The organism is Mucilaginibacter sp. P4_D1, from assembly GCF_056401935.1.
Genome location: NZ_JBFUIJ010000019.1, coordinates 71,830 through 97,541, shown reverse-complemented (window position 1 = coordinate 97,541; position 25,712 = coordinate 71,830). Strand labels below are relative to the sequence as shown.

Annotated in this window: 16 protein-coding genes; 5 read left to right on the top strand and 11 right to left on the bottom strand. The window is 42.4% G+C overall.

The features are described from left to right. Positions 1-137: 137 nt before the first annotated feature. On the bottom strand, positions 138-812 hold the full coding sequence (locus AC1DV1_RS17515) for a hypothetical protein (protein ID WP_477361497.1): 675 nt from the start codon (positions 810-812) through the stop codon (positions 138-140). 73 nt (positions 813-885) lie between these two features. Here AC1DV1_RS17515 and AC1DV1_RS17510 point away from each other — a divergent pair, with 73 nt between their 5' ends. Further along, positions 886-1,899: a threonine aldolase family protein gene (locus AC1DV1_RS17510; RefSeq protein ID WP_477361495.1), complete on the top strand. Its 1,014-nt coding sequence runs from the start codon at positions 886-888 to the stop codon at positions 1,897-1,899. Positions 1,900-1,978: 79 nt separating this feature from the next. Here the strand turns inward: AC1DV1_RS17510 and AC1DV1_RS17505 are convergent, their stop codons facing one another. Both AC1DV1_RS17505 and AC1DV1_RS17500 read right to left on the bottom strand, forming a co-directional pair. After that, a complete protein-coding gene (locus AC1DV1_RS17505) occupies positions 1,979-3,001 on the bottom strand; it encodes an aldo/keto reductase (RefSeq protein ID WP_477361493.1) in 1,023 nt (340 codons plus the stop codon). 157 nt (positions 3,002-3,158) lie between these two features. After that, positions 3,159-5,501, bottom strand: coding sequence for a beta-galactosidase (locus AC1DV1_RS17500; RefSeq protein WP_477361491.1), 2,343 nt, complete (start codon positions 5,499-5,501; stop codon positions 3,159-3,161). A 352-nt stretch (positions 5,502-5,853) separates the two neighbouring features. On the opposite strand from AC1DV1_RS17500, the gene AC1DV1_RS17495 reads away from it, so the two are divergent. The 3 genes from AC1DV1_RS17495 to AC1DV1_RS17485 are packed head-to-tail and all read left to right on the top strand — an operon-like array spanning position 5,854 to position 10,858. Then, positions 5,854-7,986, top strand: coding sequence for an alpha-N-acetylglucosaminidase (locus AC1DV1_RS17495; protein ID WP_477361489.1), 2,133 nt, complete (start codon positions 5,854-5,856; stop codon positions 7,984-7,986). Between the two features lie 39 nt (positions 7,987-8,025). After that, entirely contained in the window at positions 8,026-9,396 is a 1,371-nt protein-coding gene (locus tag AC1DV1_RS17490; RefSeq protein WP_477361487.1) for an alpha-L-fucosidase, read from the top strand. A gap of 37 nt (positions 9,397-9,433) precedes the next feature. Next, a complete protein-coding gene (locus AC1DV1_RS17485) occupies positions 9,434-10,858 on the top strand; it encodes an alpha-L-fucosidase (protein WP_477361485.1) in 1,425 nt (474 codons plus the stop codon). Between the two features lie 282 nt (positions 10,859-11,140). On the opposite strand, the gene AC1DV1_RS17480 is transcribed toward AC1DV1_RS17485, so the two are convergent. From AC1DV1_RS17480 to AC1DV1_RS17450, 7 genes are all read right to left on the bottom strand, one after another. Beyond that, complete coding sequence (locus AC1DV1_RS17480) at positions 11,141-12,172, bottom strand: LacI family DNA-binding transcriptional regulator (RefSeq protein WP_477361483.1); 1,032 nt, start codon at positions 12,170-12,172, stop codon at positions 11,141-11,143. A 144-nt stretch (positions 12,173-12,316) separates the two neighbouring features. Beyond that, on the bottom strand, positions 12,317-13,834 hold the full coding sequence (locus AC1DV1_RS17475; RefSeq protein WP_477361481.1) for a right-handed parallel beta-helix repeat-containing protein: 1,518 nt from the start codon (positions 13,832-13,834) through the stop codon (positions 12,317-12,319). Positions 13,835-13,859: 25 nt separating this feature from the next. Continuing rightward, entirely contained in the window at positions 13,860-15,410 is a 1,551-nt protein-coding gene (locus AC1DV1_RS17470; protein WP_477361479.1) for a right-handed parallel beta-helix repeat-containing protein, read from the bottom strand. Between the two features lie 243 nt (positions 15,411-15,653). Continuing rightward, positions 15,654-16,967: an IPT/TIG domain-containing protein gene (locus tag AC1DV1_RS17465; protein ID WP_477361477.1), complete on the bottom strand. Its 1,314-nt coding sequence runs from the start codon at positions 16,965-16,967 to the stop codon at positions 15,654-15,656. 94 nt (positions 16,968-17,061) lie between these two features. Continuing rightward, the gene (locus AC1DV1_RS17460) at positions 17,062-18,897 is read right to left on the bottom strand and encodes a RagB/SusD family nutrient uptake outer membrane protein (RefSeq protein ID WP_477361475.1); all 1,836 of its coding nucleotides are present in this window, start codon (positions 18,895-18,897) and stop codon (positions 17,062-17,064) included. A gap of 46 nt (positions 18,898-18,943) precedes the next feature. After that, complete coding sequence (locus AC1DV1_RS17455; RefSeq protein ID WP_477361473.1) at positions 18,944-22,294, bottom strand: TonB-dependent receptor; 3,351 nt, start codon at positions 22,292-22,294, stop codon at positions 18,944-18,946. Between the two features lie 196 nt (positions 22,295-22,490). Then, the gene (locus AC1DV1_RS17450) at positions 22,491-23,672 is read right to left on the bottom strand and encodes a FecR family protein (RefSeq protein WP_477361471.1); all 1,182 of its coding nucleotides are present in this window, start codon (positions 23,670-23,672) and stop codon (positions 22,491-22,493) included. 211 nt (positions 23,673-23,883) lie between these two features. Here AC1DV1_RS17450 and AC1DV1_RS17445 point away from each other — a divergent pair, with 211 nt between their 5' ends. After that, positions 23,884-24,924 (top strand): Fic family protein, encoded by a 1,041-nt coding sequence (locus AC1DV1_RS17445; protein WP_477361469.1) that lies wholly within the window; start codon positions 23,884-23,886, stop codon positions 24,922-24,924. Positions 24,925-25,061: 137 nt separating this feature from the next. On the opposite strand, the gene AC1DV1_RS17440 is transcribed toward AC1DV1_RS17445, so the two are convergent. Further along, on the bottom strand, positions 25,062-25,649 hold the full coding sequence (locus tag AC1DV1_RS17440; RefSeq protein WP_477361467.1) for an RNA polymerase sigma-70 factor: 588 nt from the start codon (positions 25,647-25,649) through the stop codon (positions 25,062-25,064). Between the last annotated feature and the right edge of the window lie 63 nt (positions 25,650-25,712).

Here is a 25,712-nt window from a genome sequence, read left to right as displayed (position 1 = left end):
AAAAGATAAGCCATAATTTTTTAATTATGATAATATCTACGGGCTTAGTATGGATTATTTGAAAAACAAAGAGATCAATAAAAAAGGCCGCTCCTTTTTGGGACCGGCCTGTAATTTCAAACGACTTATTAGCGGGCTTACTGCGTAGGTTGCCCTTTATGTGCAGCTACCGATTTGTTGTAATAGTCAAGCAGCTTATCTATATTTTTGAGGTTATACTTGTGCTGTTTAATGCTTTCAACCACCTGCTCCTCATCGCCCAATATCTCTACCATAATATCTTCAAAGTTAGCATCGGTTATGCGCTGCATATCGGCGGTACTTTCGCCAAAATAGTAGGTAGTTTTTGAGCTTTTGCCACCGCCGCCATTACCACCGCCGCCGCCAAGCGAAACACCTACCCCGCCGCCAAGGCCGCCACCGTAACCGCCACTGCCGTAGCCCATGGCTACACCCGGCGAAAAATGGACACCGCCACCACCGCCGGTTGCGCCTTTGGCCGCATATAGTTTAAGCGGTTCGTCAAGCACTACCTGTACAAAATCGGTTTCCTCTTTGCTCCATTCTTCGTTGCGCGGGGCATGGGCAACCACAAAGCTATCCTTGCCTGCCACAAACGAGCGGATATCACTGGCGCTGAGTTTATAGGGGTTTGTTTTTTCGTCGTCTTTAAACTCAATAAAGCCTTCATCCTTGACAGGGCCTTTGCCGCCCGGATTTAGGCGGATAAAGCCGGTTGTGCGGTTACCTTTTACATCGGTAAAAACACCAGGCTGCCATTTTTGCGATTTTGCTGATACAAAACACAGCATAAAAAATAAAATGATTAAAATTGAGCGCATAACAAGTGTAAAATACAAAGAACGTAATTTTTAGATATTTAATATGATGACTGTTGATTTACGCAGCGACACCGTTACCAAACCAACTCCCGGCATGCTGGAAGCCATGTGGAGTGCCAAAGTTGGCGATGATGTTTTTGGCGAAGATGAAACCATAAACCAACTGGAAGAAAAAGCCGCCGCCATGTTTGGCATGGAAGCGGGCATTTTTTGCCCATCGGGTACCATGACCAACCAGATAGCCATTAAATGCTTTACCCAACCGTTGGATGAGTTGATTGCCGACCAAACTGCCCACGTGTACCGTTATGAAGGCGGCGGTATTGCCTTTAACTCCGGCGTATCTACCCGTTTACTGAATGGCTATCGCGGTATTATCACTGCCGAAATGATTGAGCCGGAAATTAATGCCGAAAATATTCATTATCCCCACACCAGTTTGGTGGTGTTAGAAAACACGGTGAACAAAGGCGGCGGCAGCTGCTATACTTTAAATGATATTACGCCAATAGCTCAGCTTTGCCAGGGCAGGGATTTAAAACTCCATTTGGATGGTGCCCGTATTTTTAACGCCCTTGCCCATACCGGCGATAAGGCTGTTGATTACGGAACTTATTTTGATGGCATTTCTGTTTGCTTATCTAAGGGGCTTGGCGCTCCGGTTGGCTCGGTTTTACTGGCTGATAGGGCAACTATAAAATACGCCCGCCGCATTCGTAAAGTGATGGGTGGCGGCATGCGCCAGGCTGGTTTCCTGGCCGCAGCAGCTATATACGCTTTGGACCACCATGTAGAACGCCTGAAGATAGACCATGCCCATGCCCGTATTTTGGGCGAAGAACTGGCTAATTTAAGCTGGGTAACTCATGTAATGCCCGTAGAAACCAATATTGTACTATTTGATACCGTAGAACCCACCAAAGCCGTACTGGCCAAACTGGCCGACAAAGGCATCAAAGCCAGCGATACCGATAAACACCGCATCCGTTTTGTAACACACCTTGATGTGCATGCCGACCAGGTTGAATATTTGGTTGGGGTGCTGAAGGGGCTGTAGAGGTTTATGGTTATACGTTTTAAGTTGTACGTAATACGTTGAAAAAAGCTCCAAAAACGTACAACTTAAAACGTACAACTTATTTCGGTACCCTATCAGCCGATTGGCGTTCAACCATCCAGCCGGGATATTCTTTCGGCAGGGCGCTCACTTCGTCGATGCGTTTTAGTTCATCGGCAGATAATTCTACTTCAATTGATTTCAGGTTATCATTCAGCTGATCGATGTTTTTGGCTCCGATAATGGTGCTGGTGATACCGTTTTGCAGGCGAACCCATGCCAGGGCGATTTGGGCAGCAGATACATTTTTCTGTTTGCCTATCTCGCTTATCACATCCACAATATTATAAGCTTTATCCTTATTTATTGGCGGGAAATCAAACGTATCCCTGCGCGATCCTTCTGATTTTTGATTACCGCGGGTAAACTTGCCCGAAATAAAGCCACCTGCCAAAGGGCTCCAGGGCATCACAGCCAGGTTTTGGTCTTTAGCTACGGGCAGCAATTCTCTTTCAATATCCCGCCCCGCTAACGAGTAAAAATATTGCAGCCCTACAAATTTATGCCAGCCATTCTTTTCGGTTATACCGGCGGCTTTCATCACCATCCAGGCAGGCCAGTTGCAACAGGCAATGTAACGCACTTTGCCCGTAAGCACAACATCGTTTAATGCCCGCATAATTTCTTCAACCGGGATTGCCAAATCCACACCGTGAACGTACAGTACATCAATATGATCAACCTGTAAGCGTTTCAAACTATCATCAACCGAATTAAATATATGGTAACGGGAAAGGCCGGTATTATTGGGGCCCTCGCCCATCCGGCCACGTACTTTTGTAGCAATGATAAGTTCCTGGCGGTTTAACCCAAGATCGATAATTGATTGGCCAAGCAATGTTTCCGATTCGCCAAAGGAATATAAGTTGGCCGTATCGATGAAGTTGATGCCCGACTCAACAACGGTTTTCATCAGTTCATTAACCCCCTCCTGTTTTATTTGCCCTATGGCTTCCCAATAGCCTTTGCCACCAAAAGTCATGGTGCCAAAGCAAATTTCGGACACCAACAGGCCGGTGTTACCTAAAAAATTGTATTTCATAAGTTTGATGTTTTGTTGATGGTGAAGTTAGGGAAATGGAAAACAATCAGGAAAGCGGAATCAAGATTTAATGTTTTTTAGGCAGAGAAACATATACATTGTGATATAAATAAAAAAGGCCCCAAAGGGCCTTGTGATTATATCTTAAAACCACTTTTCATAACAAACCATTAAAAAGTTTATCGGCCAGGTAAAGTTTAAAGTCCTTAATTCTTCCGGTTTCCATATCCTGGCGGGGCAACATTTTAATGCCACTTATGGTTGTCTTACTTCCCAGGTCAATAACAATCTGGTGCGGGTGTTTGGTGGCATTATCCTTCCATTGGGTATGCCAGATGCTGGTATACTGCAGGTCGAACACGTTTTCTGATTTGCCGTCTTCGCCTTTCAGTTCCTCGCTATCGGCATACACCACTTTCCACAAGCCGCGGGGTATTTGCTTTCCATTCTCATCCAGTAATTCCAGTTCGGCCAATGAGGTAAACTGGTCGCCCACAAAGTTATTTAATGCTTCCAGGGCAATATAACGACCGCTTTTTATGGGAAAGGCAAAGGTTTGCCATTTAGTAGAATTTTCCATTACGCCCGAATATAACAGGCTATTCAAATTATTTCCAAATTGTTGCCCGGCTTTACGATGGTTGCTACTCACAGCTTTTATTTCTGTAAGGCTATCCAATATCGGTTTATCCAAACCTTGCAGGCGGGCGGCATATGGCTGGTGCATATCCAATACAACCACCTCATTTTTTCCCGGGTTTAGCCAAACTCCGGGTACATACATGGTTTGGGTTGGCCCAATGTTCCAATAACGGCCCAGGCAATGCCCGTTTATCCAGGTAACGCCTTTTTTAAACCAGCGCATATCCAAATAAAAATCATCCTTCCTTTTTACATTAAAGTAGCCTTTGTAAAACGCGGGCTCATTCAACTTAGCTACGGCATTAATTGATTTATATTTATATACCGGGTTGCCTTCGCCCAACGGAATGGAATAATGTTTCCAGCCCTTTAACATTACCTTTTGCCCACCTGTAACCTTATAAACCTCGCCTTGCAGACCCTTACGATCGCATAAGTAATAACCGTAGTTAACCCTGCCCATGGCTTCAACAAAAACCCTGAGCCTGGTACGCTTAGTAATTGCCGGAATTTCAATAACATGGTCATTTTTTACCCGGTTTAGTATACCAATAAGTTTATCATCAATAAAAACTTCTGCATAGTCATGTACCTCGGTAAAATCCAGCTGTTTTTTTGCGCCGGCCGGCAATGTTGTTTCGTAAACCATCATTCCGTAACCCTGGTTCAAATCTTCCATAAAAAGCGTGGTATCACTTAATACCGGTTTTCCCAATTGACTCATTATAGGGGCTACCATGGTAAGATTAAAAGGCTTTATTTTTTGTACCGGTAACGCGGCAGGCATGTTTGTCAATACCTCGCCTGGCTGAAGATACTTTTTAAGCGTACTACGTAATTCATCGTATTTTGCCGTTGCAGAACCATTTTCGCTTATAGGCGCATCATAATCATAGCTTGATGTTTCGGGGGCGTAAGGTTGACAGTTTGCGCCTGCCCATAAGCCGAATGATGTGCCGCCATGTATCATATAAATGCTAAAAGAAGCCTTATGATCAAGCATCCAGCCAATTTCTTTGATGAGATGATCATTTGAGCCCGTATGGTGCGGCGCACCCCAGCTGTCAAACCAGCCCGGGTAATACTCGCCACACATTAGCGGCCCGGTTGGCTGTACCTGGCGCAAGGCCCTAAAGCCGRCTTCGGGATCATTGCCAAAATTCACCACGGCAAAAATATCCTTTTGAACATCGTTTTTTAGCTGAACAGTACCATCGCAGGTAAACAACGGAACTGTAAAGCCTGCCTCCTTTAAATAATCGCGTATTTTTAAAATGTATTCTTTATCCGCGCCGTAGCTGCCATATTCATTTTCAACCTGTACCATTAGTATGGGCCCGCCCTTTGTTATTTGCAAAGGGCTTAACACCCGGCCAACTTCTTTTAAATATTGGTGGCAACGCTGCATGTAGTAAGCGTCCCGGGTGCGTAATTGAATGTCTTTCTTTTTTAACAGCCACCAGGGCAGGCCACCAAACTCCCATTCGGCACATGAATATGGGCCGGGGCGCAGCAAAACATATAACCCCTCTTCCTGAGCTATTTTACAAAACTCGGCTGCATCTGCCTGCCCTTCCCAGGTAAATTTCCCCGACTCTGTTTCCTGGAAGTTCCAAAACAGGTAAGCGCATACCGTGTTTAAGCCAACGGCTTTCGCCATTTTTAGCCTGTGCCTCCAATACGCCCTGGGTATACGCGCGTAATGCATCTCGCCACAACGAATAACAAAGGGCTTCCCGTTCAATATAAATGATTCTGTGCCAATTTTAAACGGTTCGTTAATTTCCTGCTGACCAAAGGCAGGTTTGGAAGTTAGCACGCATATTAAAAGGAGCAGTTTAATAATACTTTTTTTCATTAAAAATCAATTTTGGGCTGTGTTACTAAATCATTATCAAAACCGGCTAATCTTTTTTTAGCTGGAATGTTATCACAAATGGCTGGGTAAACTTTGCATCCTCTAAATGCAGGTAATATTTGTTTTATCGTTTTTGCGGGAAGCTTTCAAAAAGCATAGATTTCCCCTTTGAATTACAATTGTAACAAAATTATAATCCAAAAAAATAGCTAAAAATTACGCAACCGTTTGCGCATGCCGCAACAAACGTTTGCGTAATTTTTATACCGCCACAACGCCGGGCTGCACCTTATTTTCTATTTTAATTTTAGTTAGTTTCGAGGATGTTAACCCTCAAAATCAATATTTTCATATGCGAAAACTAACTTTTCTGCTTGTTTTATTTTTGCCAATACATCTTTTTGCCCAACAATTTGAACCGGTAAAAGCACTGGTTAAAAGGCGTGCTCCCTGGTTAAGTGATCATATTATTTTCAAGGCCTTAAAATCTCCGGGCTCCGAAATAGCCCAGCTTCAAACGGTAAAAAACAAACTGGTGATCGGCGCATCGGGGCCTAACGCGGCGGCAGTTGGTGTAAACTGGTATTTAAAATATTATTGCAATAGGTCGATGTCGCATATGGGCGATAACCTGGCACCTGTGTTTCCGATTCCGGTTGTTGGCAAAAAAGAGACTGTAAAAGCAGAGGCTAAGTATCGTTATGCATTAAATTATTGTACCTATAACTATACCATGAGTTTTTATAGCTGGGCCGATTGGGAACGGGAGCTTGACTGGATGGCGCTAAATGGTGTTAATACCATGCTTACCGTTGAAGGTATGGAAGCGGTATGGCAAAATACACTGAGGAAGATAAGCTATAACGATAGTGAAATTAACAACTTTATAGTTGGCCCTGCTTATACCGCATGGTGGCTGATGGGCAATATTGAAGGCTGGGGCGGGCCGATGCCGCAAAGCCAGATTGACAACCGGAAGTTGATTCAGCAAAAAATGATAAAGCGAATGCGGGAATTAGGGATTGAGCCTGTTTTGCAGGGCTTTTACGGAATGGTACCAAGCACCTTGAAAAATAAAAGCAAGGCACACATTATAGACCAGGGCACCTGGGGCGCATTTAAAAGGCCCGACATACTTGACCCTACTGATCCGGAATTTAGTCGCATAGCGGGGATATATTACAGCGAAATACAGGCCTTATATGGTAAAAATATCCATTTTTTTGCAGGCGATCCTTTTCATGAGGGAGGTAAAACCGATGGGATAGATTTGAAAAAGGCAGGGGCAAGCATACAGGCATCAATGCAAAGTTATTACCCGGGCTCGTCATGGGTATTGCAGGGCTGGCAGGATAACCCCAAACAAGCCATGCTTGACGGTCTCGATAAATCAAAAGTATTGGTACAGGAGCTTTTTGGCGAGTTTACGAACAACTGGGAAAAGCGTAAAGCCTACGATAATACGCCGTTTATATGGTGCAGTGTTAACAATTTTGGCGAACGCCCCGGTGTATATGGCAAATTACAGCGCTTTGCCGATGAAATTTACAGGGCCAGGGAAAGCACTTACAGCAATTATCTTAAGGGTGTTGGCATAATGCCCGAAGGCATCAACAACAATCCGCCAGACTATGATTTGATGCTTGAACTGGGCTGGCGCAAAGAACATGTTGATACCCGGACCTGGATTAATGATTACGCCAAATACCGTTATGGCGTAAACAATACGCATACAAGTAATGCATGGCAGGGCTTTTTACAAACCATTTACCAAAGTCTTCCCGGTTACCAGGAAGGCGCAGGTGAGTCTATTTTCTGTGCAAGGCCGGCGCTTAAAGTTAAATCAATCTCCAGCTGGGGCACGCTTACCCGAAATTACGATACTGTACAATTTGAAAAAGCGGTAAAAGAGTTTGCCAGGGCTACGCCTGATCTTATAAATTCAGCTACTTATAAAATAGACCTCATCAATATGGTTAGGCAGGTGTTGTCAAATAAAGGAACCCTTGTTTTTAATGACCTGGTAACCGCATACAACAATAAGGATTTACCGGCTTTTAACAAGGCAAGCGAAAAGTTTCTGCACATGATAAAATTGACAGACGACTTACTGAATACAGATGGTTACTTCAGGCTTAACACCTATCTGAAACAAGCTATAGCCAACGGAAACACTGCCGAAGAGAAAGCAAATAACCTAAAAAATGCCTTAATGCAGATTACCTATTGGGGAGAAAACATACGTACCGAAGATAACCTGCATGAATATGCCTATAAAGAATGGGCCGGCCTGGTAGATGGTTACTACCTGCCCCGCTGGGAAATTTATTTTGATTACCTGCGTGGTAACCTGCAGGGCAAAAACGTTACCGAGCCCGATTACTTTTCCTGGGAACGCAAATGGGTGGATGAAAACCAAAAGCTAAATCCCGAAAAACCACACAGACCTTTACAGGAAGTGGTTAAGGAAATTTTATCGATGTAAACTTAGCACACCCATTTTAATTCAAACTAACAGGCCGCTATGCGTCAATTCAAAAAAACAGTCTTAATTACGTTATTAATCTCCCTGGTATTTTCCTCTTCGTATGCGCAAAAGAAAATAGGAACAGAAACACCCGAACAAAAAGCTAAACGCATGGCCTGGTGGACCAACGATCGGTTTGGTATGTTTATTCATTGGGGGCTTTACTCACAAGCCGCGAGGCACGAATGGGTAAAAAGGTGGGAGCGCATGACCAACGAACAATACCAGCCTTACTTTGATGAGTTTAACCCGGATTTATTTAACCCCAAAGAATGGGCGAAGAAAGCCAAAGCAGCCGGAATGAAATATGCCGTGCTTACTACCAAACACCACGAAGGGTTTTGCCTGTTTGATTCAAAATACACTGATTATAAGGCCACCAATACCGCTGCTAAAAGAGACCTTGTAAGAGAATTTGTAAATGCATTTAGAGCCGAAGGCATAAAAATAGGTTTCTATTATTCCTTGTTAGACTGGCACCATCCGGATTTTACGGTTGATGTTTTACACCCATTGCAACCGGCAAGCGAAAAGGATGAGGATTATGATAAGTTGAATAAAGGCCGCGATATGGCCAGGTACCGCACCTACATGCACAACCAGATTAAAGAACTGCTTACCAACTACGGTAAAATTGACATGCTTTGGCTCGATTTTTCGTACCCCGACAATGGCAAGCATGGTAAAGGCAGCAAAGACTGGGGATCTGTTGAATTGGTTAAAGAAATAAGAAAACTACAGCCCAATATTATAATTGATAATCGCCTTGATATAAACGAATACCAGGACGGATGGGACTACCTGACACCTGAACAGGTAAATTTAACAGAATGGACCAAAAAAAACGACTACAAAACTTATTGGGAAACCTGCCAAACGTTTTCTGGCTCCTGGGGATATTTCCGCGATGAAAACAGCTGGAAAAGCATCAAACAGTTAGTTACGATGCTGATAGAAGCCGTAAGCAAGCGCGGCAATCTGCTGTTGAATGTGGGCCCTACTGCACGTGGTTTATTTGATAAACGCGCTAACGAAAGGCTGGACGGAATAGCAGCCTGGATGAAATACAACAGCCGCGCTATTTACGGATGCACCGAAGCCCCGGAAACATTTAAAGCGCCTGAACATACTATGCTTACCTATAATGCCAGCGCCAGGCGTTTGTATGTGCATTTGTTAGAGTATCCGGGCAAAACAATCACTTTACAAGGATATAAGGACAAAGTAAAATATATACAGTTTTTGCACGATGCCTCAGAAATTCAAACGGATAACAAATCAAAAGATACAGGAAACGACCTTGTATTAAACCTACCCGAGACCAAACCTGATACCGAGATACCGGTAATTGAATTGGTACTGAACTAATGCTATATACCCGGCTTTAAAAATTAATCCATTTATCATGATCCAAAAATTCATACTTGGCCTTTGTTTGTTAAGCTGTGGCCAGGCAGCACTCGCGCAAAACGAGCACGAAATGTCCACCACGTACCAGGTTCCTAAAGACTCGCTGGTGCGGCAAAAGCTTGCCCAATGGCAGGACCAAAAATTTGGTTTGTTTATGCACTGGGGCACCTACAGCCAATGGGGCGTAGCAGAAAGCTGGACTATTTGCCCCGATGACTGGGTTACCCGTACCGGCCCCTATAGTGCTGATTATTTCACCTATAAAAAAGCCTACGAAAACCTGCAAACCACGTTTAACCCTGTAAACTTTAACCCCGAAAAATGGGCAAAAGCCGCAAAAGCCGCGGGCATGAATTATATGGTGTTTACCACCAAACACCATGATGGCTTTAGCATGTTTGACACCAAACAAACGGATTATAAAATTACGGATGTTAAAACGCCTTTCTCAAAAAATCCACGTAGCAATGTAACCAAAGAAATATTTGACGCCTTTCGTAAAGATAATTTCATGATTGGGGCATATTTCTCTAAACCCGACTGGCACAACCAAAACTATTGGTGGTCGTACTTTCCCCCTAAAGACCACAATGTTAATTACGACCCGCAACGCTACCCCGAACGCTGGCAAAAATTTAAAGATTTTACCTATAACCAGATTGAAGAGTTGATGACCGACTATGGCAAAGTAGATATTTTATGGCTAGATGGTGGTTGGGTGCGGCCCTCAGCAACAAAGGGAAACGATCCGCAGCACTATAACCAGGATCTTGATATGGCCAAAATAGCCAAAATGGGGCGCAGCCATCAGCCAGGCCTTATTATGGTAGACCGTACCGTTGCCGGCGAATTTGAAAACTATACCACGCCAGAGCAGGAGGTACCAGACAAGCCTTTATCATACCCATGGGAAACCTGTATGACCATTGGTAAATATTGGAGCTACGTGCCGGACGACGAATTTAAACCCAGCCGGCAACTGGTGCAAACGCTTATAAAAATAGTGTCGCGCGGCGGTAACCTGCTGCTTAATATTGCCCCGGGGCCCGATGGCGACTGGAACCCCATTGCCTATCAAAGATTGCAGGATATTGCCGCCTGGATGAAAATTAACGGGAAGGGTATTTATGGGTCGGAGCCTGCAACCCCCTACTCCGCCGGCAACATCTATTTTACTAAATCTAAAACCACGAAAACGTTATATGCTTTTTGGCTATCTGAAAAAGATATGGTAAACCTGCCGGCCGACGTAAGTTTCCCGGTTGATAATATCAAGCAAATTAAAAAAGTAAGCTTGCTGGGCAGTATTAAAAAGCTGAAATGGGATTATAAAAACGGTTTGTTAAGCATCAAGATACCTGACGATTTACAAAAAAGTGCCGCTTTAAAGTACAGCGGCACTTTTGTACTGGAGTATTAAAAACGGCGTTTAGGCCAAAAACTACCCGAATGAGACAGGGCAAACGCATCTTATTGGGTTAACATAACTTAACACATTTCAAATAAAATATTTATAAATACTTAATAATCAATATTTTACATTTTATCATGGTTAACACTAAACTGAGCGCGAAATTTAGGCGCATCCAAATATTTGTGCCTGTTGTTGGCCAATCCAGGTCCCTTTGGTAGCCGGATCATTTAGCCATGATCAGCCGATAAAAACAAGGGGGGGGCTTATATCACTCATTCTATTAGCTATTTAGATGCGTTTGCCATGATGAGACACCATGCTGGAATCAAATATCACCTGGTTAAAAACAGGAGCCGACGATGTTTCTTCGGTACGGCCGGCAATTAATTCGAAAAGAATTTCTGCTGCCTTTACGCCTTGTTTTTGTGGAAACTGTTCGATAGATGCCATTGGCGAATTATCCATAAAGCTCCAGATAGGCGAATTGGCAAAACTAATAAAGCTTATATCGCGGTTAACTACCAGGTTGTTTTTTTCCATCAGCGACATAGCATCACGTGCTACATAATCATTAAAAGCGATGATAGCCGTTGGTCTTTCTTTTAATGATAATAGCTGCCGCATAGCCCGGTAATTTTGATCGGTTGAAAGATCGGATGAAACAATCAGTTGTGTATTTATAGCTATATTATGACTATTAAGCCCTTTTTTATATGCAGCCAGGCGCTCTTTACTTGCCCCCAGGTGCAATGGGCCATTAATTAACCCGATATTACGATGGCCTTTTTCTACCAAACAATCAACTGCCTGTAACATTCCCGACTGGAGGTTACAGGCAGAATAGTGGATATCCTCCATGTCGGGTATGCGGTCGAAAAACACTACCGGAATGTTATATTTTTTCAATTGGTTAAACACTTCATAATCCGTGGTATTTTTACTTATAGATATGATAATGCCATCCAGCCGGTGATTTTTCATGGTATCCAGGATGCTCTTTTCCTTATCAGGATTTTCTAATGACTGCCCTACAAAAACGTTATAATTCTTTTTACTGGCGTAATCTTCTATACCGCTAAGCGCCGAAGAAAAAAAAGCATCAGAAAAATCGGGGAGTACAACGCCGATAGTAAATGTTTTTCGCTGTTTAAAAAATATAGCGGTTTGATTGCGCTCGTAATTTAATTCGTTTGCCACTTTATTAACCCGCATAGTAGTTACGAGGCCAATACTGGGATGCCCGTGAAGAGCCCGGGATACCGTTGAAGCATTTACTTTTAAGCGTTTAGCTATCTCTTTAATTGTGGGGATCTTTTCCATTTGGTAAGCAAGATTAAAACAATGAATATTTATTATCTGTTAGTCCAAAAAATCGTTGGTGTCAAAATAATTAAAGGGTTAACGTCACCCGTACGATGTGCCATAATTGCAAAGCCGTGCGTACCTGCATATACGGCTTAATGGTTATTGATAAGCACCTTTATTTATTTGCTGATTAACGATACGCGTGTTGCCATCAAAGTCTGTACTGCCATTAACAATATCAGATATTACCTGCCCGCTATTTTTTGCTGCAGAAGATGTTTGCAAATGAAGATTGGGGCCGGATGTATTTATGAATAAAGGATCGGCACCATTTGTAGAATTAGCATCACTGCCACTGGCGGCTTTCCAGGCATTGTAATCGGTGTACGATGTACCGTTCCAGGTCCACTGTGCAGCACCTGTGGTATAATACAGGTTGTAATCAATAACATTTCCAGATCCTTTAGCCGTGTACTTATGAATAAACATATCTGATGCACCGCCATAAATAACATTGTTCTTAATCACATTATTGGTGCAATCCTCCCTGATACTGATTTCTCCTTCTATTTCGCCAAAGGCGCCTAATGCCTGATTATTGTTGTATAAAGTATTATTTACTACGTATGAGTTACTTGTGCCCGCGCCGGTATAATTCAAATATCCTCCCATATAAATACCTGAGCACCAACAATTATACACCAGGTTGTTCCTGATGATAACATGATCAGTAGGAAATCCATTGGTTTCGCTTACGGCGCCAATACCCCTGTCTGTAACCGATACCCTGTTCTTTTCTACCACAACGTTTCTGCCGCCATCTACATAAATACCTATAGCGCCATGTCCGCCAAGCGGCCCTCTTTTGCTTTCAATATTATATAGGGTATTACCGCTGATGACCCCGTTTCGTGCATAATTAAGTGCAGGATCGGCATTAGCCGCGTAGCCGCCGGCAGCATCAATACCAATATTTTGCGCGTTATAGATGGTATTGTTGGTAATGGAGAATCCGTCAACATACCCATTGACAGTCAGGTTTTCGCCATAGCCGGTTTTACAATCGTGTATGGTATTCCCGCTAACAGTAATATTAGTTACCGGATCAGACGTGTTCCCGATAATTAAAATGGCATTACCTCCCCCATTAAGCGGCAACTGTGTATAATCGATACCGTATACGGTGTTGTTTTTTATGGTAATATAATCAGAGCCACCTTCAACCATAATAGCTTTAGGATCGCCGGTAGATGTTTTAAAATTGCGTATTTCAAAACCGTCAACCACTATAAACTTGGCTTTATCAATAGTTACCAGCGCCTCGCGGCCATTAACGCTGAAAGCGCTGCCATCAATAACCGGCTTCTCGCCACGGTAGGCTTTCAATGTAATATACTTATCCATTACCCCCGACTTTGGGAAAACCACTTTTTCGCTATATATGCCAGCCCGTACCATTACAGTATCGCCGGGGATAGTATGGTTTAGCGCATTATTAATGGTTTGGAAGGGCGCGTCAATCGTTCCCTTATTAGATTCTAACCCGTTAGCAGATACATAATAGATATGAGCGCCGGCAGGAGGTGTTATAACCCCGGCGCCATTTTTTTTACTGCAACCAAATACCTGCGCCACAAAACCAAGCATTAAAAAAATATTAATATTACGTTTCATCATCTGTAGTTTTTAAATTAAAGATCCCCTATTGTTGTGCGCCCTTACTGATCTTATTGCCCACAACACGTACATTTCCATCAATATCTGTTGCCCCGTTTATATCTGCCGAAATTACCTGCCCGGAATTTTTTGCAGGAGACGATGATTGTATATGAAGATCTGGCAGCGAGGTGCTTTTTAGTAAGGGATCTGCACCATATAACGAGCTAGCATCGTTAGCGCTGGCTGTTTTCCATGCACTTAATTTGGTATATGGAGTACCATTGGTGCTGTTCCATATCCATTGCGGAGTACCAGTTGTAAAGTATAAATTGTTATCAATTACGTTATTGCTCCCGGTTGAAGTATACTTGTGAATAAACACATCAACCGGCCTTGCGTATACAATATTGTTTTTTATTACGTTGTTTATGCAATTTTCAGTAAGCCTTATTTCACCTTCAATCTCACCAAATGCACCTATTACACGATCATTTTGATAAAGGGTATTATTCACCACATAACAGTCTTTAGTTCCGCCGGATGTATAGTTTAAATAATCGCCCATGTATATGCCTGTACGGTAGCAGTTGTACACAAAGTTGTTTCGCACAATGGTGGTTCGGGTAGCATACACGTTACTTTCGCTCACCAACCCTATCCCACGGTCGCTGTTATATACTTTGTTCCGTTCAATAATGGTGTTAGCGCCGCCACACACGTAAATAGAAATGGCGCCATACCTGTCGGGTCCCCAAATTTCCGGTGTTTTGGTCATCGAGTTATCGTGAAACTCGTTATCGCTGATTACTCCATTACGGGCGTAATTGGTGGCAACTGCGCCGGTTTTATTGAGGTTATCGCCACCGGCTACAATTATCCCGATGTTTTCCGTATCGTATACTTTATTATGGCTAAAAATAAAGCCGTCTATATTACCCGCCAACGTTACGTTTTCGCTTGTACCGGTTTGTGTATCATGTACTGTACATCCGGTAATAACCAGGTTGGTAATAGCTGTGGTTCCGTTGCCTATAACCAGTATAGCATGGCCGCTACGCCAATCAGCTAATGAAGCATTGCTTTTAATATTATAAATATTACAGTTTTTAATCGTGATATCGTGCGAGTCGCCGTTAATTGCTATACCCTCGGGATCGGTATTAAAAGCAGCACTTGTAAAATTGCAGATATCAAAACCGTCAAGCGTTATATACCTTACGTTACTTAGAGTGACTAACGACATCCATCCTGAAATAATTATTTTACTTCCGTCTATTACAGGCTTTTCTCCGGGAAATGCTTTTACGGTAATCAATTTATTCATTATTCCCGATTTTGGGAACACCACTTTTTCGTAGTAAGCGCCTCCCCTAACCAGAACGGTATCGCCGGGTGTGGCATGAGTTAACGCGGTATTGATGGTTTGGAAGGGCGCGCCGATTGTGCCTGCATTAGCATCAGACCCGTTTGCTGCCACGTAATAAACATGGATAGCTGCTATGGGCACCACATTATTACCAGCTGTTTTTTTGCTGCAGGCCAGCGTTTGTAAAGCGCAAACACACACTAACAAAATATTGATATAAAATTTCATTGCGTTTTTTTAATTAAGAAATACTTGCTGCCTTGCCTTGCAGTTATTAAATGTTACCTGCGTTTAGCGGCGCAAAGTATAGCCCTCGTAGCAAATTATACGTGCTAMGAGGTACCATACAAATCAAACAACATAAACTATCACTCAAACAGCTTCCCAAACAATGAAAGAGATATTTGTTGGGGCGGGTACTCAAAGATTACCACCATCGATCCTGGGAAGCTATTCAGCGCACATATTGCATTATTCGGAAACTATTTTCCGTATCCGGTTATTATTTTTGTCCAACACGTAAACAGTTCCGTTTTTATCTACAGCAACACCGGTTGGCGCGCTAAAAAGTGCAAACCCTCCTATTGCATCGGTGTATCCGGCTGTACTACTTCCGGCAAAAGTGCTTACTTCAAATGTGCTGGCCTGTATAAAGCGGATACTTTGATCGGGGTGGCCGGTATCGCCATAAACGGTTCCGTTACCTGCCACATATATATTGTTGCTGTTATCTACCGCGATGCCCCATGGCAACGAAAATTTTGATACTGCGGGCCCTCCGTTCACATAACCGGCACTCCCCTGCTGCCCGGCAATGATACTACCCTGCCAGGTTCCGGCAGTATATTTTTTAATAACATGATCTCCGTTCATTGATACGTATAGATTCCCGGTTTTATCAAACTTGATGCCTGCGGGATAATTAAGGCCGGATACAACTTCTTTAGCAGTCCACTGTGCTGATACCTGGTAAATACTTCCCGGAATGGAGCAGCTTGAGTAATAAACGTAGCCCGAAGTTTTATCAACAGCTACACTCCAGGGCGACTGGTTTCCCCAGGCCCAGGTAGTGGCCGTACCATCAGGGCTTATCTTTCGGATATCCCAGTTGCCCGGGTCGGCAGAGTATACATTGCCTTGGGCATCAACAGCCACATCATAAGGCAAAGAAAAAGTTGCAGCTGTGCCTTTCCCATCAGAATAACCAGAAACCCCCGGATTACCGGCCAGCGTTGTAACGTTTCCGCCGGTATCAATTTTCCGGATACAGTGATTCCCCGGATCGGCAACATAAACATTCAGGTTATCATCAACAGCTACACCGCAGCTCCTGTACCAGCCCTGACCATTAAAATCAAACTGGGCATCCGCTCCCTGGCCATTGGCAAAACCGGCTTTACCCGACCCGGCCAGCGTAGTAACCGTCCTGGTATACTGGTAAGTAAAATTAGTTGTGCTTGTCGCCGTTCCCTTACCTATAGTTACCATAATCGGCCCGGTTCCGGCTTTTTTGGGTATCACTACCATCATTTGCGTGGTATTGGCACCGATGATTTTGAGCTTTACCCCATTAAGGGTAACCGCAATTTGCGAAGTATCTGTTGAAAAATTACTGCCGTTTATAAGCACTTCTGTTCCGCCGCCACCCTGTGCCGGAATAAAGCTGTTAATGTTAATTGGCGAGTTGCTATTATGTGTGGGAGTTTTGTCTTTTTTACAACTTATAAAAGCTATCATTATAAAAACCCCGCCGGCAAATAAGCATTGATTTATGCTTTTTGACATTATGTTTATGAATGTTTTCATTTGAATAATTACACTTTAATTATTAGTTTTTTATACCTCTTTTATTGCCTTTGGGCAAATAAAAAACACGCATCTACCAACCGGGATTTTGAACCAATGCCCTGTCACGGTCTAATTGATATTGGGAAATTGGGAACAAATACATTTTATTGTTCCATACCCTTTTTTGGAAAAGTGTTTTATTATAAAGAGCTCCAAACGAAAACCCCTGTCCCTGATCGTCGGTATTTACATTTAATCCGTAAATGGTTTGGTTTTCATCGGCACCTAACAATAACCTTCTAATGAGGGTATAGTATCTGTCGCTTTCAAAACAAAGCTCTACTTGCCTTTCTTTCAAAATGTATTTGCGCATCAGGTCCTTGTTTCCAACTGCACCGGAGTAAACAGTTTCTATGCCCGGCAAACCGGCCCTGCTCCTGATCTGGTCAAGGTAAAGCACAATATTTTGGTTAGATGGATCGTACTCATTTAAAGCTTCTACATAATCAAGCAAAATTTCGGCATACCTTATCAATATAAAAGGCCTGTAGTTGGCAGTCCATTGCCTTATATTATCGGCAGGACTTACATTTTTCAGCACATCATAGCCTGTAATGTTATTGCTGGCCCCGCTTGCTTTTGCTCCGGCTTTGCCATTATAATAAAACTCGGCCCGACCTGTTCCGTCAATATTTTCGGTTGATGAATAATAGTTTTTATCATCAACAGTTGGTGCGGGTAATACCGGCCGGCCATTATATTGGATGTAAGCATAAAACCTTGGTTCGCGGTTTGCGTACATGTTCCATTGCCCCTTTTTGTGTTCCCAGTACTTGCCGCCATTGCTTTGCGCAAAATTGCTTGCAGTGTACCCGGATGATGGATCGTCAATGGTTTTGCCATTATTCATGTAAAATGCATCTACAACGTTTTGGGTAGCATTATACATACTATACCCGCCGGCGCCAGGCGTTACACACTTGGTATAACCTGTGTAATTCCATGAATTTCTTGAAAAAATAATCTCGCTGTTCCAGTTGGTAATGAAAAGATCCCTTACAGACAGGTAAGGATCAAACACCGTCCCGCCATTGTCAAGATTGGTAAATAACTTATATGAGCCAAGGTCAATTACTGCTTTGGCGGCATCGGCTGCTATTTTCCATTTATTGGCATCATATACCGTTGGTGCCAGTTGTGTACCATCCTGGTTTTTAAAAGAGGCAAACGAAGAGTTACCATTCCATAGCGGGCTGGCTGCCAGTAAGGCAATTTGTGCTTTTACAGCAAAGCAGCTACCTTTTGTTGGCCGGCCGTAATTGCTGGTTGTAGCCCATTCGGCAGGTAAACCGGCCGCTGCCTGGTCCATTAGCGTGTTAACATAGTCTTTACACTCGTCAAAAGATGATCTTGGGAACTTGTTGAAATCGGCATTTAAACTTAATGCTTCCGTTACTTTTACAACCGGACCATATTGTTTTATCAACTGCCAGTAAAACCATCCCCTTAAAAACCGCGATTCTGCTTTATATTGATTTTTTAAGGTTACACTTAACTGGCTGGCCGGAACCCTATCAATATTAGCTTCAAAAATAAATGACGATCTGATTCCTCTATAATAGTTATCCCAATTGTCAAAATAAGCATTTACAGGACTCCAGTTGCCTGCAACCATTTGCCTTACATTGGTACCTGGGATAGATACAGATGATTCATCACTTGCGCCCATAGCACTAAAATCGCCGCCGTCGGTTTCAACAATATATCCATATATATTGTACAGGTATGATTCGGCATTGGCCCTGGTGCTCCAAATCAAATCAGATGTTAACAGGTTATCGGGCTTTTTATTAAGATAATTACAGGAAGATAAACTGGCACTCAGGAACCATGCCCCAACAGCCATAATTAGTATATTTTTTTTCATTGGAAAAACTTTAAATACTTTTAAAATTGATTTAAATCCATTATTGCTAAAATGCAGCCCGCAACCCAAAAGCAAATATTCTTACCGGTGGGTAGCCTGCGCCATTAGAGCCGAGTTCGGGATCCCAAAGTTTGAATTTGGAGAACGTTAGCAGATTTTGGCCCGTTAAATAAAGGTAAACCGAGCTGATGCCCGCTTTTGTAAGAAACAAAGGCTTAAGTGTATACCCTAATGTTGCCTGTTTTAAACGGACAAAACTTGCATCTTTAGACCACCATGTACTTGGCTGATAATTGTTACTGTTTTGGTTGGCAATGCCTAACCGTGGGTAATCTACATTTTGGCTGGGGTTTTCAACCGTCCACCGGCTTTCCAGGTTGGCCAGCATACCGGATGGATAAGTACCCATACCGGTAAACGGTACAATACCCGCACCTGTAGCACCTGCGCCGGTGATGGATGATCCATTCGCCATTATGATGACATTGGAAGTCCCCTGAAAAAATAGCGAGAGATCGAATTTCTTATAACCAACGGTAAACCCTGCACCATATAAAATAGTAGGTATGTCTGATTTACCGGTGTATACCCTATCAAAGCTGTTTATTACGCCATCGTTGTTTACATCTTTGTACTTAATATCGCCGGGCCTTAATATCGCGCCAAACTGAGAGGGGCTTTTATCAACATCTTCCTGCGATGTAAACAGCCCTTCGGCAACATACATCAAATTATCGCCATACTTACGACCGGTAGCTTGCTGGTAAGCGTACAGTTGTTTTGGCTCGTCCTTTTGTACAATTTTATTATTATTGTAAGTAAAGTTTCCATAAAGGCGAAGTGCCACTTTGCCAAAATTTTCATTGTATTCAACATTGCCTTCAATGCCATGGTTGTTCATTTCGCCCAAATTGGCAAATACAGCCCCGCTTACCCCCAGTATTCCCGACAATGAACCGCGCTGAACTAAAATGCTGGTTCTTCTTTCTTTATAAGCGTCAATGGTGATGTTCAATTTATTGAATAGCCCTATTTCCAGCCCGATATTATCTTTGGTTGCCTTTTCCCAGGTAAGGTTCTCTACTCCAATTACGGTTTCGGTAGTGCCGCCATACACCGTTCCGTTAAGACCTAAACCTACAGATCCGCCACCGCCATACTGGTTGATATAAGGAAACCGGGTGATACCGTAATTAGACCCAATCTGGTCGTTACCCACAAGGCCGTGAGATCCCCTTATTTTAAGCAGGTTAAATGTTTTTGAAAGCCCTGTAAAAAATGGTTCTCTTGAAATTACCCAGCCCCCGGAAACTGAGGGAAAAAAACCGAATTTTTTACCCGGCTCAAAATTTTCTGAACCTGTATAACCGGCATCAAACTCAAGCAAATACCTGTCGGCGTAGGCATAAGTAGCCCTGGCGGCTAAACCCTGGTTATTATAGGGAATAGAGCTAATAACGCTCCCGGCCGAACTCTGTACTCTCGACCGCATGTTATATAACAGCAGTCCGCCTACATGGTGTTTGCCAAAAGCCTGGTCGTAATTTACGTTTGTTTCCAGGTACATGGTTTTTTCGGCAGAGGATGACTGCGTGTAGCCTAAAAACTGGCTTCCATACCTCGACTGGCCAAATACCAAATTACCCTGTGGGTCTCTTGATGTTGCTAAAAAAAGATCATTGGTACCCGTTCTGCCGTTGTCGTTTTCGCTATAAGAATCGAACGAAAACCTGGCCATAGCGCTTAAGCCTTCAGTAATAGCATCCAGTTTTTGGTTGATAGAGAAAACCGACTGAACAGTTGGGCGAAACTCACTGTTATAACCAGAATTTTGAATATCGTTCACCGGGTTGGATCCCCCGTTGTTAAACGGACCGGCCCATTTACCTCCCGGGTATTGTATCGGGAATGCATTGGGTGGGGTTAAATACGATTCGTACCAGATACTACCGGCAGACAGGCCGGGATAACGGCTGCTCACCAGCATAGCATCCAGGTTCATGGATAATAAAGTGGTTTTGCTTAAATCTATATCCAGGTTCGACCTGAAATCATACCTTTTGAAGTTTAGGTTGGGATTGTATCCATTTTGTTTGGTTACCTTATAGCTTCCATCCTGATCATAAAAAGATGCCGAAACATAGTACCTTACCGTTGATGCACCGCCGCTAACATTTAGGTTGGTGTTGTATCCCGGTGCCCAATCCTTGTAAACAGATTTTATCCAGTTAACATTAGGATACAGATATTGATCTAAACCGCTGGCTGTTTTTTGAATAGTTTCTTCGGAATAGGCCGCTGCGTTACCGTCATTTGTAGTTGCTTCGTTATGTAATCTCATCCATGATACCGCATCCAGCATTTTTGGTGTTTTGGTAAGGCCTGACATTGAAGCTTCTGTTTTTAATGAAATTTTAGGTTTGCCTGCAACACCTCTTTTGGTAGTTATAATTAAAACCCCATTTGCACCTTTGGCACCATATACGGCGGTTGACGAAGCATCTTTTAACAACGAAATACTTTGAATATCCTCCGGATCGATGTTGTTGTAAGCCCCGCCATAAGTGCTGTTTACATCATCCCGCTGTACCCCGTCAATAATAATAAGCGGGTTTGCATTACCTGTAAAAGTACCAATGCCACGAATGGTAAATGATGCATTATCATAGCCAGGTTCTCCGCTTCTTTGCATTGATATTACACCGGCTACTTTGCCCGCCAGGGCATTAGATAATGAGCGGTTGGGCGTTGTTATATCGGCCACGTTTACAGTAGTAACAGCGCCGGTTATCGTCAGCTTTTTTTGCTTTCCATAACCTACCACTACTACTTCATTTATTCCTTTGGTATCATCCAATAATTGAACAGTAAGCGAGGATGTTGCTTCGGTAACTGTAATTTCTTTGGCAACAAAACCGGCAAATGAAACAACAAGAATGCTGTTAACATCGGCTTCAATGGTAAAGCGCCCCTGTATATCAGTTACCACGCCTTTATTGGTGCCTTTAATACGCACACTGGCGCCAGGTAACGTAAGACCCTTTGAATCAGTAACAATACCCGAAACCTTTATAACGGGTATTGGCTGAGACGGTGAAGCTAAAGGTTTAGGTTTAATAATAATTGTTTTCTCGCTTATACTATAAATAAACGGCTGCCCTTTAAATGTCAGTTTTAATACTTCTTCTAATTCGGTATTCAGAACATCAATACTTACCGGGTTAGCCTGCTTAATTACCTTTGAATTATAGAAGAAATCATATCCGCATTGTTCCCTAATTTCTTTAAGAACTTTTTCTAATGGAGCATTTTTTTCTGATAATGTAATTTTTTGTGCGTAACCTGAAGCACTTGCCTGAAGTATGGTTGCTACCAACAATATGATGGATAGTTTCATAATCAACAAAGCTTTATTTTTTATACAGGGGACCCTGTACAAACTTATTTCATAACATTTCATACATTTGAACTTGTTTGGGTTTAAGGTGTAATTGGACTACGAATTTAGTTTCATGGTAAGCCCTAACGTTTTAGTCGGGAGTGTTCGAGCACTTCCGGCTTATTTTTCAGGATACCTTAGTGCGGAGTAATTATCAAGGCATAATGATGACTCTCCTTCCTTCAATTTTAGTTTTAACGTTTCCTGTTTGTTCTATGATCTTCAGTGCCTGGGCTAAGTCTCTTGAACGCGATACCATTCCGCCAAATCTTAAATTATCCACATTACCGGCGTATTCTACGTCAACATTGTACCAGCGCGCAAACTTGCTCATAATGCTTTTCAAGTCTTCGTCAACAAACAGGAAATAGCCATTTTTCCAGGCAATTACCTCTTCGGTATTAACTGTTTGTACATTAAATGAGTTGCTTAAATAATTGATGTTTGATTGCTCGCCCGGTTTAAGCAATTTTGATTGATTAGATTTGGTAGACAGCACTTTAACAGAACCTTCCAATAAAGTAGTTTTAACCGAAGTATCATCAATGTAAGAGCTGATATTAAAATGCGTACCTAAAACTTCAACCACCTGGCTGTTACTCACAACCCTGAATGGCTTTTTAGCATTTTTAGCAACTTCAAAATAAGCCTCGCCCGCTAACCGAACGCTGCGTTCATTACCATTGAAATTGGTTGGATAACGAAGCGAAGAGCCCGCATTTAACCAAACTTTTGATCCATCGGGCAAATCAACCTGGTACTGCCCGCCTTTTGGCGTCTCGATGGTATTATATGTCACCTGGGCTGAAGCACCTGAATTAGAGGATGCATCTTCGACTGTATAAACCAACTGACCATTGGCAGCTTTGGTAACCTTTACACCAGATTGTTTGGCCAATTCGCCGGTCGCGGCATCATCTAAAACAATTTTTGAACCGTTGGCTAGGGTTAATAATGCTTTATTCCCCCCTGGGGCGATGGTATTCCCGGTTGCCGATTGCGGTTTGTTTTTAGTTAATAAACCAGAAGCGCCGGGCTTGAGGTAAAAAACCAATAATGAGGAGGCGACAAGGAATAAGGTAATTGATGCAGCTACAAACCACCGCCTCAAAAAAACAATTCTTTTAGGTGCAGATTCGCGAGCTTTTATCTCCAGCAATACCTTATCGTAAAGCTCGGCCCCGGCTGTATTTTCATCGCCCATGGCAAGCTCGTCCCATTTCAATTCGTTTTTCTGGAGCGTGTTGTAATAGTTTAATAAAAGTTCTTCCTCCTCGGCAGTGGCCTGGTTTGAAAGGTATTTGTTTATTAAGATCAGAAGTGTTTCTTTTTTCATTGGGAGGTTATTGTATGTAAGTAACCCAACACAGGGGGTACCCCCAAAGAAATTTTAAATATTTCTATATTATTAACAAATCTGTCAGAATTCATTTTTAAATCATATAGATTTAACCAGCCCACTTCCAATATGGCTCATTTATATACAAAATACGGCTCAAAATTTACAACAAATAAGCTATATTTGAATATTGATTGAGCTATAAAACATGAAAGAGAACATTTCTGATCTGATCATTGGTTATTTGACCGAAAATCCCGCGACATCATCAAGTAAAATGTACGCGGAATTAGCTATTGGGGTAAGCTTTGCAACTTTCAAACGCCAACTCAGTAAATTGGTTGAAACAGATTTGGTCATCACCCTGGGCAGGCAAAAATCTGTTAAATATTTGTTAAGCCCGGCCTATGAAGTGCTTCATCCTGTAAATGTAAGCAGGTATTTTGAAAAAGAGATTGACGAAAGAACGATAAAAAGCACTTTCAATTTCAACTTGATGCCGCATATACTTAGTCAGATCACCTTATTTACAACTAAGGAACTGGATCAATTGAGTGCGCTTCAAAATGAATTCAAGGAAAATATTTCGAACCTGTCTTCATCGCTTTATAGCAAAGAAATGGAGCGGCTTGCTATCGACCTGAGCTGGAAATCTTCGCAGATCGAAGGTAACACTTATTCCCTACTGGAAACCGAACGTTTGTTAAAAGAAAAGGAAACTGCTGCAGGCAAACCAAAAGATGATGCGGTGATGTTGCTTAACCATAAAGAAGCGATTGACTTTATAGTCGCTCACCCCGATTATGTAGTGCCGTTAACGATGAGGTCTTTAGAAGACATGCACAGTATCTTAGTAAAGGAACTGGACGTAGACCGGAATATCAGGCAACGACGGGTCGGTATATCAGGCACTAATTATATTCCGCTTGATAATGAACATCAAATACGAGAGGCACTGACGGGGATGTGCGAACTGATCAACGCAAAGGAAAATGTCTTTGAAAAGGCGTTGCTGGCCTTAGTATTGTTGTCCTACATCCAGGCTTTTACAGATGGAAATAAACGAACTGCGCGAATTGTTAGCAATGCGATATTGATTGCATACCAACATTGCCCATTATCTTTCCGAACGGTAGATTCCGTGGATTATAAAAAGGCGATGTTGATCTTTTACGAACAAAATAACATCAACGCTTTTAAAGAGATTTTTAAAACGCAATTTGAATTTGCTGTAAAGACCTATTTTTAATTTCAAAAAAACTTCGCCTTGTTTTTTGCCCTGTTCGGTGTGGGATTACCTATGAATAATAACAAATCATGAAGTTTTAGCAATTAATAAGAGAAGGAATTTTGAGAAAAAAGCCTGACTAAAATTCAGTAAAACACTCAAAACCACCGTCCGCATAGCATAATGGCAGCTAAGCAAACAAAATCGCCCAGTGTTTTACGCAAGCGGTTCAAGGCTACAGTTAATTGATTTTCAACTGTTTTAGGGGCAATCCCCAGCCGTTCGGCAATTTCTTTGGTGGTTAGGTGTTCTTTTCGGCTCATGATAAATATTTGCCTGCACTTTTCGGGCAGTTCGGCTACCCCCTGCTCCAGCAAACGGTTAATATCTTTTTGGGATAGGATATCTTCGCCCCCGTTATTGCTAAAAAGTTCTTCCAGGTGATTAAAAAGATCTGCCCTTACTTTACCGGAGCGGATAACATTAAACACCTTGTAGCGCACGGCTGTATATAAATAAGCATTTAAAGAAGTTAGTTGAAGATTAGCACGTTTCATCCATAGGTTTACCAACACCTCCTGGGTAACGTCTTCAGATACCTGGCGGTCCCGGAGGATATTGTATGCTGAAAGATAAAGTTTTGACCAATATTTATTATAGATACGTTCAAATGCCGCAAGATTATTCTCCTGGATCAACGCTATAAGCCGCTCATCTGTCAATAGCTGAACTTCCAGGTTATTCATTCGGCATTATGAAATTTAAAATTGGCAACTTCAAATAAAGTGTTTTTTATTGTTTTAAAATAT